Below are 13,193 nucleotides of genomic sequence, written 5' to 3'. Positions count from 1 at the left end.
TTCCTCCTCAAGACCGGATCCCGGCCCCGCTCTCGCGGAGCATGTCCTCGCGGTCGACGATCTTCACGCGTTCGCGGCTCTGCGGCTCGCCCAGGGCCTTCTCGGCGGCGTCCAGCTTGTACCAGCCCGCCCAGGTGGTGAAGTGGACCCGGCGCTCGGCGAGGAAGGCGTCCACGGCCTCGGGGTCGGGCGTGGCGGGGGTGTGCAGCCGGCCGTGGGCGTGGTCGTCGAGCAGGTTGGCGACCGTCTCGTTGGCGTCCCCCTTGGTGTGGCCGATCAGGCCGACGGGGCCGCGGCGGATCCAGCCGGTGACGTAGGTGGACTGCACATGGCTGCCGGCCTCGTCGATGACCCGACCGCCCTCGTTCGGGACGGTGCCGGTCTCGGTGTCCCAAGGCAGCTTGGACAGCTTCTCGGAGAGGTAGCCGACCGCGCGGTAGACCGCGCTGACGTCCCAGTCCCTGAATTCACCGGTGCCCTTGACGTTGCCGGTGCCGTCCAGGGCGGTGCGCTCGGTGCGCAGGCCGACGACGTGGCCGTCCTCGCCGAGGAACTCCGTGGGCGACTCGAAGAAGTGCAGGAACAGCTTGTGCGGACGTTTCCCGACATCGCGGATCGCCCAGTTCTCCAGGGTCTTGGCGACGATATCGGCCTGCTTGTTGCCGCGCCGGGTCTCGATCGAGCCCGCGTCGTAGTCGATGTCCTCGGGATCGACGACGACCTCGATGTTCGGGGAGTGGTCCAGCTCGCGCAGCTCCATCGGGGAGAACTTCGCCTGCGCCGGGCCGCGGCGGCCGAACACGTGGATCTCCACGGCCTTGTTCGCCTTCAGACCGTCGTAGACGTTCGGCGGGATCTCGGTCGCCAGCAGCTCCTCCGCGCTCTTGGCCAGGATGCGGGCCACGTCCAGCGCGACGTTGCCGACACCGAGGACCGCGACCCTCTCGGCGTTGAGCGGCCAGGTGCGCGGCACGTCCGGATGCCCGTCGTACCAGGAGACGAAGTCGGCGGCGCCGTAGGAACCCTGCAGGTCGATACCGGGGATCGGCAGCTCGCGGTCGGCCGTCGCGCCGGTGGAGAAGACCACCGCGTCGTAGAAGGCGCGCAGATCGTCCAGACTGATGTCGGTGGGATAGTCGATGTTGCCGAAGAGCCGGACCTGCGGCTTGTCCAGGACCTGGTGCAAAGCGGTGACGATACCCTTGATACGCGGGTGGTCGGGGGCGACGCCGTACCGGATCAGGCCGAACGGGGCGGGCATCCTCTCGAAGAGGTCGATGGACACACCGGGACCGGCGGCCACCTCGGACTTGAGCAGGGCGTCGGCGGTGTAGATCCCGGCCGGGCCGGCTCCGACGACGGCTACCCGCAGAGGGCGCGGCTCCTCGTACAGGTCGAAGGGGCCGAGATAGCCGTCGCGGTGGAACGGTTCCAACTCGGCTTCGGTCAGCGAGAAGGCGGGCGGCTGTGCGCTCATGGTGGCTCCAGACGTCTGTACGAGGAGGACGGGAGGCGGGTTCTAGGGGTGGGGCGGTCTGCCCGTGCCTGTCCGGGCGGTACTCGCGGTGGGCGGGCCGAGCATCTCCATCAGGTCCGCGGTGATGACGCCGGCGATGGTCGGCAGTGCGTCGTTGATGAAGAAGTGGCCGCCGGGCAGGACGCTCTGCCGGAAGACGCCGTGTGTCTCCATCCGCCACGCCCCCATCCGTTCGGGAGAAGCGGGTCCGTCCTCGGCTCCGGAGAACGCCCGGACGGCGACCGGCAGTGTCGGCCGCGCGCGGTAGGGCCAGGTCGCGACCACGGTCAGATCGGCTCGGAGGGTGGGCAGCAGGAGGTCCAGCAGGTCCGGGTCGTCGAGCACCTGCGGTGCCGTGCCGCCGAGTTCGCGCAGGTATTCGACCAGCCGGTCGTCGGACTCGTTCCAGGCGGGCACCTCACGTTGCAGGTAGGGTCCCGGGCTCGCGGCGACGAACAGGCCCATGGGAAGCGGCAGTCCGCGACCGAGCAGCGCGTGCGTGAGGTTGAACGACACCTGGGCGCCCATGCTGTAGCCGAAGAACGCATAGGGCAGGTCCAACCGCGGGCCGAGCGCCTCGGCCAGTGCCTCCACCAAGGGTCCCATCCGGTCGTAGGGGCGTTCTGCGATCCGGTTCTCGCGGCCGGGCAGCAGCACCGCTGCGACGGAGACGTCGTCGGGCAGATGGTCCGGCAGGTCCCGGAACATGCCTGGTCCGCTGCCCGCGCAGTGCAGACAGAACAGCCGGCAGCGCGGATCGTCGCCGGAACTCAGTCGCCGCACCCAACGGTCCTGCCGGGCGCCGGCGGAAGCCGCGCCGCTCACCGCAGGTGCTCCGCGGCCGTGGGCAGGAGACCCGCCGAGAACACTCCGGGCAGCGCGGCATGCGCCTCGGTGAAGGTGTAGCGCTCATCCTCCAGCACCTCGAAGTCGGTGGTACCGAAGTCGGCCCGCCCGCCCATGCTCCGGTAGGGGACCTCGAAGTCGCGGGACCAGCCGATGGCCGGAATCGCCACCGGTAGACGCGGTGGATCGGGCAGGTGGTAGCGCTTGGCCTCGATGTCCTCGTGGAGGATGCCGAGCGTGAGATCGATGAGGCTCGGTACTTGTTCGCCGCCCAGATCCGCCAGCGCGCGGTCGCCCAACCCGTCCTCGGCGATGAGGAGTACCGCGCCGGCGTCGCGGACCAGCCGTGCCTGCCGCTCGGCCGGGTCCTCCGGGTCGAGCACCAGGTAGGCCCCGCCGGTCTCGAGGATGCTCAGGAGGGTGACGACGAGCTCGGGTGAGCGTTGCTGTCCGAGTCCGGCCGCTCGACGGCGTACGGCCGGCTGCTCGGCGCGCGCGTCGAGTTCTCCGTATGTCAGCACTCGGCCGGCTCGGCTGACGGCGGGCGCCTCGGGTGTGGCGGCGGCCCGCTCGGCAACCAGTTCGTGCACGCAGCGCGGTGGTGGTGGCGGCGTACCGTCGTCGTGGCCGAGGACCCGCAGTCCGCGGTTCTCCGCCTCCGTGGCCGGGTTCAGGGCCGACACCGCACGGCGGGCCGGGTCGTGGGTCCCGCACCGCGAGTCGGTACGTGCCGCGGCCTCCGGACCGGGGGCGCGGGCGTCATGGGCCAGGAGTGTCAGGTTGTCTGCCTCGTACGCGAACGTGTAGTCGGTCTCCGGCACGTCCTCCTGCTCCTCGGCGCCGGCACTCGATGCCTCGGGAAGTTCGTCCAGGGCGGCCGTTGTCCGGTCTGCGAGCACGGAGAACGAGGGAGCGTCGCCCGGTTCGACGGTGACGACGCCGGTGCCCGCGGTGCCGTCGCCGGAGACGTGGCAGCCGATGGTGACGTCGTCCCGGCCGGCGCGCCGGTGGACCACCGCGGCGAAGGAGGCGGGCGCGTGCGGCGCCGTCAGGCGCCGCGGTACGGCCGTCCGGCTCATGAGTTCGGGCATGGGCGTCCTTGTCGAGGGAGGAATCAGGGATTTCGGCCGCCGAACAGGCAGCGGTCATGCCGTTCGTCACGGCCGCCGACATTTGCCAGGAACGGATTACGCTGAACCGGCTTTCGTGGACCGGATTTCCGCAGACCCGAAGGCCGCCCGGCATCGCCGTGTCCGTCCATGTCCTGCGGTGCCGCCGGAATGAGTATCAATCGCCTTGAATTCGAAGAGCCGTTGGAATTACGCGGATTCCACGTCACCGGTCTGTTGACCTGTGGCTCCGCACAGCGTGCGACGCCGGGCCGCTTTTCTCCGACCCGGTGGTGCTCTCGTGCGGCCGTCGTCACGAGTCACCGCATCAGGACCCGGTCGGAGTACAGCCGGACCGTGGAGTGAAACGGACCGGGAGCGAGGTGACGCCGTAGAAGGACGTGATGTCGGGAAACCAGGTGACGGCCCCACGGTCGCTCACCCGGTAGTCGGGAATCCGGATGAGCACCTCTTCCAGCATCACGGTGAACAGGGCCCGCACCAGGGAGGCGCCCAGGCAGTAGTGCGAGCCGGCGCCGAAGGCGAGGTGTCCTGAGATGTCGCGGTCGAGGTCGACGGTGTCGGGGTCGGCGAAGACCGCCTCGTCGCGGTTGGCCGAGGCCCAGCTGACGAAGACCCTCTCGCCCGCCCGCAGCGTACGGCCCCCGAGCTCGACGTGCTCGGCGACGGTGCGGGCGGTGCCCTGCACCGGCGACATCCACCGGAGGAATTCGTCCGCGGCCCGCGGGATGAGGGCCGGGTCCGCGATCAGACGGGCCCTGAGCGACGGATGCTCCTCCAGGTGCAGAAGCGCCGTCGCGGTCAGGGAGGACACCGGGTCGATGCCCAGCAGGATGAGGTACAGCATCGACAGGATGTCCTCGTCGGACACAGGCTCGCCGTCCACTCTGCCCGCCAGGAGAAGCGGGAACAGACTGCGGTCCGTGGTGTCGGTGCCGTATTCGCGGCGCACGTCCAGTTCCTCCACCAGAGCCATCGTGATGCGCTGCGCGTGGTCGCGGGCCCCGGCGAGATCGTGCGGTGCGGCCAGCAGAGCCTGGTGGACCAACGAGTCGATCTCGAACCAGCGGTCGTCCGGCAGCCCCAGATCGCGCATGGTGACGACGCCCGGCACCCGCAGCGTCAGCGCGGTGACGAGATCGCAGGCGCCCTCGGAGATGACGGCGTCGACGCTCTCCCGGGCCAACCGGCGTAGTTCCGGCATCCGTTCTCGCACCCTGCCCGCGGAGTAGAACGACGACAGCAACTTGCGGAACTTGAGGTTCCGCGGTGCGTCCTCCTCCAGCGGCACCAGTCTGCCGGTCTGTCCCAGAGGCGGAATGGTCACACCCTGAAGCGTCCCGTCGGCCAGCAGGTGCCCGGTGCGGAACACTCCGTCGCGCCCAGCCTCCGAGACCTCCGCATGCCGTGTCGCGACCCAGAAGCCACCCCAGGCCCCGCTCCAGGAGACAGGGCACCGCGACCGCAGGCGCGCATAGGCGGGAAAGGGGTCCTCGGCCAAGGCCGGGTCATGGCTGTCGAAGTCCTCGGTGCCCGGGTCTTCACCGCCGGCCTGCCCGGCAGCGCCGGTGCTCCCGGCCTGCGCGCCGCTGTACGGACACCCGCTGCCGTACGCTCCCTCGACACCGGAACCGGAACCGGCAATCGGGCCCGGCCGGTCACCCCGGTACGACCCGAACTGGTCGTCCACGTCCACCTCTCCCTACCTCCCCTTGGTCTCAGGGCCACGGACATCGCCAGGGCCCGCCCTCCCCGTCGGGGCATCAACGGCGCCGCGCGGAGTCGGCGCACGCTCAGGAAGGCGGGCCCTGGACGTCCGGTGCGCGCCGTCGGCCGTGCCGGCCTCAGGTCCAGCTCACCACCGTGTGGGCGTCGGTGAAGCCCATGATGAAGGACACCGTGGTGCGGTTGCCGGTGTTGGCGTCCACCGCGTGCACGAAGGCGCCGTTGAAGGCGTAGACGTCGCCCTCGCGGATGTCCAGACGCAGTTCCTCGAAGTCGGCCAGGGCCTCGGCCGTGTACGGTAGGCCGGTCTGCTCGATGCCCAGGGCCTGCCGCGTCGCGTCGTCGGGGCGGATGTTCCAGATCACCAGCCGTCCTCCGGCGGTGTGCTCGGTGCACATGTTCACCGCGCAGATGTCGTGCTCCAGGACGCGCTGGATCTCGAAGCCGGCCTGGCGCGCATCCTTGCACTGTGCCTCGTCCTCGTGCGGGTCCAGGGAGAAGTCGCCCTCCTTGTCCCACGCGCGGATGAGTGCCGCGGACGCGGAGCGGCCGTCCATCTCCGCGACTCTCAGTGCGGCGCCCTCCTGCCGCAGGGCCTTGTTCACGCCCTGCCGGAAAGTGTGCCAGGGCGAACCAGGAGCGTCGATCACCTCCTGTACGTGGTCGGCTGCCTCGGCGGCTTCCCGGAGGTAGGTGTCGGCGCTCTTGTTCCAGTGGTAGGCGCCGACATAGTGCGATGGCTCGCCCTCGCGGTGCTGGCGTGCGGGACTGGCCCAGAACCGCTCAGTCAGTTCCTTACGCGCGGCTGGAGGTATGACGTCCCGGAAGATCACTCCGAGCCTGCGTCCGTGCAGGACGTCCAGGACGAGCCCGTAGTCGAGTTCGCTGCGCTCCTCGAAGCGGAAGAACTCCGGATCGGCCTGTCGTCCGCTCAGCCTTACCTTGCTCTGCTGCATGGGGGTTCCCTCTTTCACACGTACACGAGTGCTCTCACAGGGGCGCGGCGTCCCGGACCGGGCGGTCCCGGCTCAGGGCCGCGGGACGCGCCGGGTGACGAAGGTGTCCCCGACCACATAGCCGTCGAGGTCGTGCTGCTCGCCGTAGCGGATCAGGTCGCTGGTGCGGTTGATGAAGCCGCGGCCGGAGAAGTTGAGCGAGGTGTTGCACAGCACGCTGAACCCGGTGACGTCACGGAAGGCCGTCAGCAAGGAGGCCACGGCCGGGTTCTGCTCGCGGGTCACTGTCTGGGCGCGTGCCGTGCCGTCGACGTGTGTCACGGCCTTGAGGGCCTCGGAGCGGACGGTGCTGAAGTAGAGCATGTAGGGGTCCGGGAGGGAGCCCTCGAACCATCGCTCGGCGTCCTCCTCCAGGCAGAGCGGAGCGATGGGGCGGTAGCCTTCCCGCTGCTTGATCTTGTTCAGGCGGGCGGTGGTCTCCGCGCTGAACGGCGCCGCCAGGATCGACCGGTTGCCCAGTGCCCTGGGGCCCATCTCCCACCGGCCGCGGGCCCAGCCGATGATGCCTCCGTCGGCGATGAACCGTGCCACCTCGCCGTAGTCCAGCGGCCGGGTCTCGTAGTGCTCCGGGTCGAAGTCGGCGTCCTCCACGAAGTCGTCGCCGGCGTACACGTCCCACTCCACGGCCGCCACGCCCGTGTAGTGCAGCTGAGCGTCGATGGCGGTGCCCAGCGAGGAGCCGCTGTCGTTCGGGCACGGTGGCACGAAGACCTCCGGGAACAGGCCGCATTCGGACCAGCGGCGGTTCCACTCGCAGTTCAGCCCGCAGCCCCCGGAGATCAGCAGCGGCAGCCCCTCGGTCAGGTGCTCCGCGGCATAGGCGTGGAACCGGTCGAAGATGGCGTCGGAGAACTTCGCCGCCAGGTCCTTGTACTCCTGCGACTCCACTCCGATGTTCCGGAACGGCGTCCAGTCCATCTCGTCCTTGCCCAGGGTCGTGATGATCCGCTCCTGCGCGAGCAGGAAGTCGATGAGCTCCCGCTCCTCCGCGCTGGTCCCGGTGCGTCGGGCGAAGCCCGTCAGAGCCATCTGCTTGCCCGCGTCCTGGAGCCGCAGGACGCCCTTGTTGGCGGTGAACTTCCGGTCGGCCAGGGCGAACAGGTAGGCGTACTTGTTGCCCGGGTCGGACATGACGTGCCGCAGGTGGGTGACGCCGCCGCTCTCGTCGATGCGGTAGAAGGAGCCGATGTTGCCCTCCCACACCAGGCAGTAGTAAGGCTGCCCGGCGGGGAACGGCGAGAGCCCGTAGGCGGTCATGATGTGCGAGCGCTCATGGGTGGAGGAGAAGACCCGCACGTCCCTGCCGAAGAACCTGCCCGTCTGGTCGGACACCGACCCTTCGCCGACGCCGAAGTAGCCGGTGCGCGAGGGCGGCTCGTCGGAATACGCTCCCTTCACCCAGCCGCCGACGGCCACCACGTCCGGCAGGCGGTCCAGCCGCTCCGCGGCGGCCAGCAGCACGTCCGCGGTCAGCGAGTCGTAGCGCGGGAAGGAGTCCTTCTCCGCCTCCAGCGAGAACAGCAGGCGGCCGTCGTCGATCGCCGTGACCGCGCTGTCGTGTCCTTCCTTGAACGACAGGATCAACATGCCTCTGCACTCCTTCCGCCGGCTGGTCCTGTGGACGGCCGGTCTGCGGTGACGCCGTCGGTCAAGAGCCGCAGCAGGTTCTCGGGGCCCTTGATGAAGCCGTAGTGGCCGCCGTCGAAGACGACCTGATCCATTTCGCCGCAGGCCGCCCAGCCGGTCATCCGCTCCGGCTCCATCCCGACATCTCCGCTCCACCCGATCGCGGTGATCGGACAGGGCAGCTTCGGCGGATCGGCCAGGTGGTAGCGGCGGTTGACCTCGATGTCGGCCCGCAGCACACCCAGGGTCATGCCGACGAACGTGGGCAGGGGGTTGCCGCCCAACTGCACGATCAGCCCGCGCAGCTCCTCGGCCAGCTCCTCGTCGTCCATCTGGAGATGACGGCCGTACGGCCCGTCCTGCGGGGCCACCTCGGAGGAGACGAACAGCCGCTGCGGCGGTCGCGAGCCGCGGCCGACGGCGTGCACCGCGGTCTCGTAGGCCGCGAGCGCCGCGCTGCAGTGGCCGAACAGGGTGTAGGGGACGTCCAGATGGGGTTTCAGGACCTCGGACAGGACGTGGCCCAGCTCCTGGTACGTCTCGAAGGGCCGCTCCCGCAGCCGGTTCTCGCGTCCCGGCAGCTGCACCGGTACGAAGTTGACGCCCTGGTACTCGGACGGCCAGTGGCGGTACATGGACGCGCCGCATCCCGAATAGGGCAGCAGGAACACTCGGGCTCGGGCGTCGGGAAGCGGTTCTCTCAGAAACCAGCGTGGGGGTCGGCCGGCGGTCGGCATCGGCTGGTGGACCTCACCTTCGGTTCGGCTGACGGTGGGCGGCCACGGGTCAATAGGCGGCCGGGCGAGCCCGCGGCCGGGTGCGGGCGGTGATCGGCATCTCGGTCCAGCCGTAGATCGTGTTGGAGTACAGGCGTTTGCCCGGGCCGACCGGGACGATGTCGGTGAACCGGCTGAACAGCTCGGCGAAGAAGAGCCGCAGGGTCACCTTGGCCACGGTGTGGCCCACGCAGTAGTGCGGGCCGATACCGAACGCCAGATGCTTGTTGGGGCGACGGGCCGCGTCGAAGGTGAACGGGTTCGGGAAGACGTCCTCGTCGCGGTTGGCGGACGGCAGCCACACCGCCACCGCGTCGCCCGCCGCGACACGGGTGCCGCCCAGCTCCACATCCCTGGTGGCGTAGCGGATGAAGTGCGTGGTGGGCGTGGCCCAGCGCAGCGCCTCGTCCACTCCGCCGACGATCAGGTCCGGCCGGTCGGCCCACTCCTGGAGGGCCGGTGTGCCCATGAGCTCCGCCAGGGTGCTCACCGGGACCTGGGCCGTGGTTACGTTGGCGCCGAGCAGCAGGCTGTAGCAGTTCGAGATGACCTCGCCCGCAGTGAGCGGGCGACCGTCGATCTCCATCCTCAGCAGCAGGCTGATCAGGTCGTCACCCGGGTGCGTGCGCCGCTCGTGGACGATTTCGTGGAAGTAGGCGAACAGGCCGCGATGGGCCATGTTGAGTACCCGGTCGATGCCGCGCTCGTCGCGGTGGCGCGGGTCCTCCGGTGCCACGGACGCGGTGGTGAGGTCGACCAGCCGGCCCCAGTCCTCCTTGGGCAGCCCCATCAGCACGCCGGCCACGGCCATCGGCAGCTGGTTCGCGTGGGCCGCGAGGTCGTAGGGGCCTCCGTCGGCCAGCGGCGCCAGCAGGTCCGTCACCACCGTGCGGAACTGCTCCCGCCGCTCCATGGTGGGCTTGACGGCCAGTGCCCGCTGCAGCGGTTCGCGCAGCGACGTGTGCCGCGGCGGATCAGTCGCCGCCATCTGGTGGCCGCCCGCCGGGTCGCCCCGGCCGAGGAGGTAGAGCAGGGTGCCGCGTTGGGAGGTGAACGTGGCGTGGTCGCGCAGCACCCGGTCGATGTCCGCGTACCGGGTCACCGACCAGTACGGGTGGCCGTCCTTCTCGTGCAGGGCGACGGGCGTTCGGCGCCTCAGCTCGGTCCACGCCGCATGGGGGTCGCGGTCGCTGTAGAGCGCGGGATCGGCCAGGTCGGCGAGGGCTTCCGGGCCTGCTCCGCCCTGGTGTACCGGGCATCCGGCGGCGAGGGGCGGGGCCGGCGTGTGGTGCGGTGAGACGGTCACGATCGGATCTCCCGTCCGGCAAGGGTCTCGCCCACGGCCTCGCTCAGCTCGGCGACGGTGGAGCGCAGATACAGCGCGGTGGCCGGTATCTCGACGCCCAGCTCCTGGTGCATGACGTCCAGCAGTTCGGCGGCCAGGAGCGAGTGGCCGCCGAGGTCGAAGAAGTCGTCGTCGATCCCGACGGGCGCGGTGTCCAGCAGGGCGCTCCACAGCTCGGTGAGGCGCCGCTGGAGCGGCGTGGCCGGCGGAACGTAGGCGTTGGCCACCGCGCGCGGCCGTGGGCCCGCGCTCGCGAGGGCCGAACGGTCCACCTTGCCGTGCGCGGTGACCGGCAGCGTGGTGTGCACCAGGATCGTGTCCGGGACGGCGTAGCCGGGAAGTTCGGCTGCCAGCGAGGCGCGCAGCCGTGCGCCCAGCCCCTCGTCCGCGGTGCCGCTCGGAACGGCATGGCCGACCAGGCGTTTACGGCCGGCGCCGTCCTGTTCGACCACGACGACCGCCCGGTCGACACCGGACTGCCGGGCCAGGGCCGCCTCGACGGCACCCGGTTCCACCCGGTAACCGCGCACCTTGACCTGCCGGTCGGTGCGTCCGGCGAACTCCAGGTTCCCGTCCGGCAGCAGCCGGGCCAGGTCGCCGGTGCGGTACATCCGCGACCCCGGCGGCCCGAACGGGCAGGGCAGGAAGCGCTCCGCGGTGGCCGCGGGCCGGCCCAGATAGCCCCGTGCCAGGCCCCCGCCCCAGGTGTATATCTCGCCGGTGCCGCCGGCTGTCACCGGGCGCAGCGCGTCGTCGAGGACGGCGACCCCGGTGCCGGTGACGGCCCTACCGATGGGAACGGCGTCCGGCGGCGGTCCGCTGGTGGTCCAGCACGTCGTGAACGTGGTGTTCTCCGTGGGGCCGTAGCCGTTGGTGAATGTCAGACCCGGCCAGGCGTCCAGGAGTCGGGCCACGAGCGCGGGCGAGGCGACGTCGCCTCCCGTCACCACGTGCCGGAGACCGGCGAAGAAGGACAGCCGGCTCTCGATCAACTGGTGGAGCAGGCCGGTGGCCAGGTTGACCACGGTCACCCCGTGGCCGGTGACGGTGGCGGCCAGCGCGTCGAGATCGACCCGTCCCCCGCCGGGGTGCACCACCAGGCGACCGCCCGCGCAGAGCGCGCCGAAGATCTCCAGCGTCGACGCGTCGAAGGACACCGGGGAGACCTGGAGCACGGTGTCCTCGGGTGTCAGCCGCAACCAGTCCTGCGACACCACAAGACGCAGCACGCCGCGATGGGTCACGCCCACGCCTTTGGGCGCACCGGTGGAGCCCGACGTGTAACAGACGTAGGCCAGGTCGTCGGCCGTGCGGTCGGTCCGTGCGGCGGCCGAGGAGACGTGCGCCGGGCCGGTGCGCGCGGGCGCCGTGGCCGGGGTCAGGGTCTCGACGGTGTCCGGCAGCCGTCCGGCGTGCTCGGGTGCCGCCACGGCCAGACGTGCCCCGGCGTCGGCGACCAGCTCCGCCAGACGCCGGTCAGGGTCGGCGGTGTTGAGCGCCAGATACGCGCAGCCCGCCTTCAGCACGCCGAGCAGCGTGACGATCAGGTCGGTCGAGCGGTCCATCAACACCGCGATGACGGCGTCCTCGTGCACCCGGGTTCGCAGGCCGGCGGCGAGCCGCTCGGCGCGGGCGTCCAGGTCTCCGTAAGTGAGCGTCCGCCCGTCACAGGTCACTGCCGGCGCGTCCGGTACGCGGTGCGCGTGTGCGGCGACGCGTTCGTGGAGCAACGCCTCGCCGGCGTCCGCCGCGTGCGGGCCGGAGCCACTGGACACGGAGCGTGACTCCGCCGGGGTGTCGGCCACAGTGCTGTCGATCAACTCCAGACCACCTCTCACCCTCCGAAGAGCGTGTCCGCCAGCGGGACGACCCGGTGCCGTTCCCGCGGAACCGGCTTCCGCGAAACGACTCTAGGCGCCGCCGACAGCCCGGAAATCCGTGGAACGAACGAACCCGGCACACATTTTTCGATGACCCCTCATCATTATTTTGTTGGTATGGCTGCATTGAATTTGCGAGGGCGGCGATGACAAAGTGCGGAATAGTCTCAGATCCCTTGACCGGTGTATCGCCGGGACCGGAAGCTGTCGCCTGAAGCAAGGTCGAACCGGCCTCATCACCGGTTCACCGACCGGTCGGCTCCTGCCGGAGCGGCCGCCATTTCTTGAAAGGTCCCTGAAAGGTAGACCGTATGCCGGTGCAGGATATGAATCGCGCGGACCGGGAGCTCGGGAAGGACCTTCTGCGAGTGGCGCGGACGCTGGCCGCGGGCGGCGCCACCGGCGACACCGTGCTGTCCGCCCCCGAGGCGAGGCGGCTCCCGCAGAGTCTGACCGCGGGCCTCGACGAACTCGTCCGGCCTCCCGATCCGCACATCGGTCACCGCGTCGTCAAAGGACTGCTGGACTGCGGTGACCCGGGCCCCACGCCACTGCACTGGCGGGCGAGCGACCCTCGGCGCAGCGCCGACCTCGACATCGCTCTGGCCCTGGTCGCCTCCCGTCTCGGGCGGGTGTTCGGCTGGCGCAACCAGCAGGACGGGCGGATCGTCCACAACATCCTGCCCAGTCCCGGTCAGGAGCGTCTCCAGGTCGGCGCCGGCAGCGTGGTCCCGCTCGCCTGGCACACCGAGGACGCCTTCCACCCGTACCGGGCCGACATCCTGCTGCTGGCCTGCGTGCGCAACCCGGACGACGTCGGCAGCAGACTCTCCAGCGCCACCAGCGCGTCCCTGACGGCAGCCGACGTCGCACAGCTGCAACGGCCCCTGACCGTCGTGCTGCCCGACGACAGCTATGCCGACCGGGAGGCGGAGCTGCGCCGGCAGATCGGGATCGCCACGCTCTGGCACCGCGAGTACGGCGCTCTGGGCATCCGCTACGACCCCTCCTACATGCACCGGCTCACCGACGACCCGGACTTCATCGCCGCCTTCGACCGGCTCGGTCACGCTCTGGAGGCCAACGGCCATGTCGTCCCGCTGGAACCGGGCGACCTGCTGATCATCGACAACGACGCCGTGGTGCACGGCAGGCTGGCCTTCACGCCCCGGTACGACGGCACGGACCGCTGGCTCAAACGCGTCCTGGTGCGATCACCACGGCCGCGCCCGGCCCGCGAGCGGCAGGAGCACGGATACGACCAGGAACAGGTCGACGCCCACGCCGGATGACCGGTCGCGGATCGGGAGACGGGGGCCGCACACATGTGTGC

10 protein-coding genes are annotated in these 13,193 nt (G+C 70.4%); 1 reads left to right on the top strand and 9 read right to left on the bottom strand.

All coding sequences use genetic code 11. The features are described 5' to 3' along the window. Positions 1 to 7 precede the first annotated feature (7 nt). The 9 genes from ACFXI4_RS18755 to ACFXI4_RS18715 all read right to left on the bottom strand — a co-directional run bounded on the left by ACFXI4_RS18755 (position 8) and on the right by ACFXI4_RS18715 (position 11,800). Positions 8 to 1,372, bottom strand: a complete 1,365-nt coding sequence (locus ACFXI4_RS18755) for an FAD-dependent oxidoreductase (RefSeq protein ID WP_384992392.1) — start codon at positions 1,370 to 1,372, stop codon at positions 8 to 10. A gap of 147 nt (positions 1,373 to 1,519) precedes the next feature. Next, positions 1,520 to 2,299 carry a thioesterase II family protein gene (locus ACFXI4_RS18750; protein ID WP_384992018.1) on the bottom strand — a complete coding sequence of 260 codons (780 nt, stop codon included), beginning with the start codon at positions 2,297 to 2,299 and terminating at the stop codon, positions 1,520 to 1,522. 38 nt (positions 2,300 to 2,337) lie between these two features. Then, a complete protein-coding gene (locus tag ACFXI4_RS18745; protein ID WP_384992016.1) occupies positions 2,338 to 3,453 on the bottom strand; it encodes an AMP-binding protein in 1,116 nt (371 codons plus the stop codon). Positions 3,454 to 3,799: 346 nt separating this feature from the next. Then, positions 3,800 to 5,182, bottom strand: coding sequence for a cytochrome P450 (locus tag ACFXI4_RS18740; RefSeq protein WP_384992014.1), 1,383 nt, complete (start codon positions 5,180 to 5,182; stop codon positions 3,800 to 3,802). A gap of 154 nt (positions 5,183 to 5,336) precedes the next feature. Next, a complete protein-coding gene (locus tag ACFXI4_RS18735; protein WP_384992011.1) occupies positions 5,337 to 6,173 on the bottom strand; it encodes a hypothetical protein in 837 nt (278 codons plus the stop codon). A gap of 72 nt (positions 6,174 to 6,245) precedes the next feature. Further along, positions 6,246 to 7,820, bottom strand: coding sequence for a carbamoyltransferase C-terminal domain-containing protein (locus ACFXI4_RS18730; RefSeq protein WP_384992008.1), 1,575 nt, complete (start codon positions 7,818 to 7,820; stop codon positions 6,246 to 6,248). Next, positions 7,814 to 8,596, bottom strand: coding sequence for a thioesterase II family protein (locus tag ACFXI4_RS18725; RefSeq protein WP_384992005.1), 783 nt, complete (start codon positions 8,594 to 8,596; stop codon positions 7,814 to 7,816). Before ACFXI4_RS18725 ends, ACFXI4_RS18730 begins: the two co-directional genes overlap by 7 nt. A gap of 49 nt (positions 8,597 to 8,645) precedes the next feature. Further along, positions 8,646 to 9,941, bottom strand: coding sequence for a cytochrome P450 (locus ACFXI4_RS18720; RefSeq protein ID WP_384992000.1), 1,296 nt, complete (start codon positions 9,939 to 9,941; stop codon positions 8,646 to 8,648). Further along, the gene (locus ACFXI4_RS18715; protein WP_384991997.1) at positions 9,938 to 11,800 is read right to left on the bottom strand and encodes an amino acid adenylation domain-containing protein; all 1,863 of its coding nucleotides are present in this window, start codon (positions 11,798 to 11,800) and stop codon (positions 9,938 to 9,940) included. The genes ACFXI4_RS18720 and ACFXI4_RS18715 overlap by 4 nt, the downstream gene beginning before the upstream one ends. A 371-nt stretch (positions 11,801 to 12,171) precedes the next feature. Between ACFXI4_RS18715 and ACFXI4_RS18710 the strand changes: the two genes are divergently transcribed. After that, on the top strand, positions 12,172 to 13,152 hold the full coding sequence (locus ACFXI4_RS18710; protein ID WP_266637744.1) for a TauD/TfdA family dioxygenase: 981 nt from the start codon (positions 12,172 to 12,174) through the stop codon (positions 13,150 to 13,152). Positions 13,153 to 13,193 lie beyond the last annotated feature (41 nt).

This window comes from Streptomyces sp. NPDC059224 (assembly GCF_042754285.1).
GTDB lineage: Bacteria > Actinomycetota > Actinomycetes > Streptomycetales > Streptomycetaceae > Streptomyces.
Note: the sequence above shows the minus strand (reverse complement) of the source record. Positions and strands in the feature narration are given on the sequence as shown.

Excerpts from the sequence above, each read along its gene's own strand:
- ACFXI4_RS18745 (WP_384992016.1), bottom strand. The coding sequence starts at position 3,453 with ATGCCCGAACTCATGAGCCGGACGGCCGTACCGCGGCGCCTGACGGCG.
- ACFXI4_RS18735 (WP_384992011.1), bottom strand. The coding sequence starts at position 6,173 with ATGCAGCAGAGCAAGGTAAGGCTGAGCGGACGACAGGCCGATCCGGAG.
- ACFXI4_RS18730 (WP_384992008.1), bottom strand. The coding sequence starts at position 7,820 with ATGTTGATCCTGTCGTTCAAGGAAGGACACGACAGCGCGGTCACGGCG.
- ACFXI4_RS18725 (WP_384992005.1), bottom strand. The coding sequence starts at position 8,596 with ATGCCGACCGCCGGCCGACCCCCACGCTGGTTTCTGAGAGAACCGCTT.
- ACFXI4_RS18710 (WP_266637744.1), top strand. The coding sequence starts at position 12,172 with ATGCCGGTGCAGGATATGAATCGCGCGGACCGGGAGCTCGGGAAGGAC.